The sequence below is a fragment of the Dietzia sp. B44 genome (assembly GCF_014145245.1).
GTDB classification, from domain to species: domain Bacteria; phylum Actinomycetota; class Actinomycetes; order Mycobacteriales; family Mycobacteriaceae; genus Dietzia; species Dietzia natronolimnaea.
Genome location: NZ_JAALEF010000322.1, coordinates 1 through 2,735, shown reverse-complemented (window position 1 = coordinate 2,735; position 2,735 = coordinate 1). Strand labels below are relative to the sequence as shown.

3 protein-coding genes are annotated in these 2,735 nt (G+C 69.4%); all 3 read left to right on the top strand.

Features of this window, described 5'->3' with window-relative positions:
* Positions 1-7 precede the first annotated feature (7 nt).
* The gene (locus G6017_RS17445; RefSeq protein WP_524536287.1) at positions 8-151 is read left to right on the top strand and encodes a hypothetical protein; all 144 of its coding nucleotides are present in this window, start codon (positions 8-10) and stop codon (positions 149-151) included.
* Positions 152-359: 208 nt separating this feature from the next.
* On the top strand, positions 360-1,631 hold the full coding sequence (gene mdo / locus G6017_RS11125) for an NDMA-dependent methanol dehydrogenase (protein ID WP_067714967.1): 1,272 nt from the start codon (positions 360-362) through the stop codon (positions 1,629-1,631).
* Positions 1,632-1,740: 109 nt separating this feature from the next.
* The coding region (locus G6017_RS11120; RefSeq protein WP_182617368.1) for a MadB family AAA-type ATPase at positions 1,741-2,735 on the top strand (995 nt) is incomplete at its 3' end.

Below are 2,735 nucleotides of genomic sequence, written 5' to 3'. Positions count from 1 at the left end.
TCTCCCCGTGCTCAGGGCCTGGGTCGGCGGCGCCGGGCGTGAGGATCTCGCCGCATGGCGGAGCCTGGCCCGGTCGCGGTACGCGGACGCCTCGACGATCGCGGCGGCCGAGGCGCGGTGTCGTGTCCTCGATCAGCGCTTCGGGGCGTGAGGGGCGCGGAGGCGGCGGTCGGCACCGAACCGGGCTCGACCCGTCCACTCGGGTAGGTGCATCGGTGCCATCCGGACCGTCCCCGGTGCGCCGGGTGGGCAGAACCCCGCGGTAGCTGTTCCGGACGGGGCGCCCGCCGGACAAGAGTGATCGGTGTCACAATCACCGCCCCGCCGATGGTGGGGGTCGCTCGAGCAGGAGGCGCACGATGGCGATCGAACTGAATCAGATCTGGGACATGCCGATCAAGGAGTTCCACCCTCTCCCCAAGGCACTGTTGGGGGTGGGTGCACACGACATCCTCGGCGTGGAGGCCAAGAAGCTGGGGATGACCCGGGTCCTCATCATGACCACCGGACTGCGCGGCTCGGGCATCATCGAGGAGCTCAAGGGCAAGATCGAGTACCAGGGCCTCGACGTCGTCGTCTTCGACAAGGTCGAGTCCAACCCCAAGGACTACAACGTCATGGACGCCGCCGCGCTCTACAACTCGGAGAAGTGCGACGGCATCATCTCGGTGGGCGGCGGCTCCAGTCATGACGCCGCCAAGGGCGCCCGCGTGGTGATCGCCCACGACGGCCGCGACATCAACGAGTTCCAGGGCTTCTCCAAGTCCACCAACTTCGAGAACCCGCCGCACATCGCGGTGTCCACCACGGCGGGCACCGGCGCGGAGACCTCGTGGGCGTACGTGATCACGGACACCTCGGACATGGACCACCCGCACAAGTGGGTCGCGTTCGACGACGCCAGCCTGGTCTCGCTGGCGATGGACGACCCGCTCCTCTACTACTCCTGCCCGCAGCACTTCACCGCGTACTGCGGTTTCGACGTCCTCGCGCACTGCTCGGAGCCGTACGTGTCCCGGCTCGACTTCGCCCCGTCGCTGGGCAACGCGTTGTACGCGACCAAGCTCGTGGCGGACAACCTCACGACGGCCGTGTACGACCCCCGCAACCTCGAGGCCCGAACCGGCATGATGAACGCGCAGTACATCGCGACGCAGGCGTTCAACTCGGGCGGCCTGGGCATGATCCACTCGATGTCCCACGCGATCAGCGCGTACTACGACACGCACCACGGTCTGAACAACGCCATCGCGCTGCCCCGGGTGTGGGAGTACAACCTGCCGTCGCGCTACCAGCGCTACGCCGAACTCGCGCCGCAGATGGGCGTGGACACCCGCAACATGACGACCGTCCAGGCCGCCGACGCGGCGGTGGAGGCCGCCATCCGGTTGTCGAAGGACGTCGGCATCCCGGACAACTTCAGCCAGATCACGCCCGGGCTGTACGAGAAGAACCAGATGGACACGGGCAAGTACAAGGGCAAGGGCGACAGGATCGACACCTCGGCGGAGAACATCCGCCGGATCGCCGAGCACATGATGGGGGACGCGTGCACCCCGGGCAACCCGCGTGAGTCCACGGTCGAGTCGCTGATCCCGATGGTCGAGCACGCCATGACCGGGTCGTACTGACCGGTCGGCGCGGCACCCCACCAGGACGTCCCCGGGGGCGGGCGAGCGGATCCGTCCCGCCCGTCCCCGGGGGACACCACCATCTCCCGAGAACGGAAAGGGCCCGACCATGGATGTCATCGAGGATCACCCCGACGACCTGAGTTCCGACGAGGTGGGTCCCGCGGACGCGGTGATCGACGTCGACGTCCTGGCGGAGGCCCTCCGCGGGACGGGGTACATCGTCGACCGTGAGCTGGCGACGGTCGTGCACCTGGCGACGGTCCTCGACAGGCCGCTGCTGCTGGAGGGGCCGGCCGGTGTGGGCAAGACCGAGCTGGCCAAGTCGCTGGCCTCCGCGTTCGGCCGTCGGTTGGTCCGGCTGCAGTGCTACGAGGGGCTCGACGACGCCCGGGCGCTGTACGAGTGGGACTACGCCAAGCAGCTGCTCCACGTCCAGATGCTCCGGGACCGGATCACGGCGGAACTGGCGGTGCACGAGGATCTCGCCGCGGCCTCGGCCGCGCTGGCGGAGATGGAGGTGGGGATCCACGGCGAGGACTTCCTGGTGACCAGGCCGTTGCTCGAGGCGATCACGTCCGAGGACCCGGTGGTCCTGCTCATCGACGAGATCGACCGCACGGAGGAGTCGCTCGAGGCGATGCTGCTCGAGGTGCTCGCGGAGAAGCAGGTGACGATCCCGGAGCTCGGCACCTACCGCGCACGCACGACGCCCTGGGTGGTGCTCACCTCGAACGACACCCGGGAGCTGTCCAGTGCCCTCAAGCGCCGGTGCCTGCACTTCCACGTGGACTTCCCGGACGCCGCGCGGGAGACGGAGATCGTCCGGTCCCGCGCTCCGGAGGTGCCGGAGTCGGTGGCGGCCGACGTGGTGGACAAGGCACGCCGCCTGCGCGAGCTGCCCCTGCGCAAGGCCCCGTCGATCTCCGAGGTGGTGGACGCGGCGCGCGCCGCGTCGGTGTGGGGTGGAGACGGCCCGGAGCTCGGCTGGGTCCTGTCCGCCGCTCTCCTGAAGTACCGGTCCGACGACGATGTCGCCCGTGGCGTTCTCGGCGCTGGGGCGGCCCCGGGCGAGGAGCCGGCGGGTGGCGGTCGGGACATGCG

Excerpts from the sequence above, each read along its gene's own strand:
- mdo (WP_067714967.1), top strand. The coding sequence starts at position 360 with ATGGCGATCGAACTGAATCAGATCTGGGACATGCCGATCAAGGAGTTC.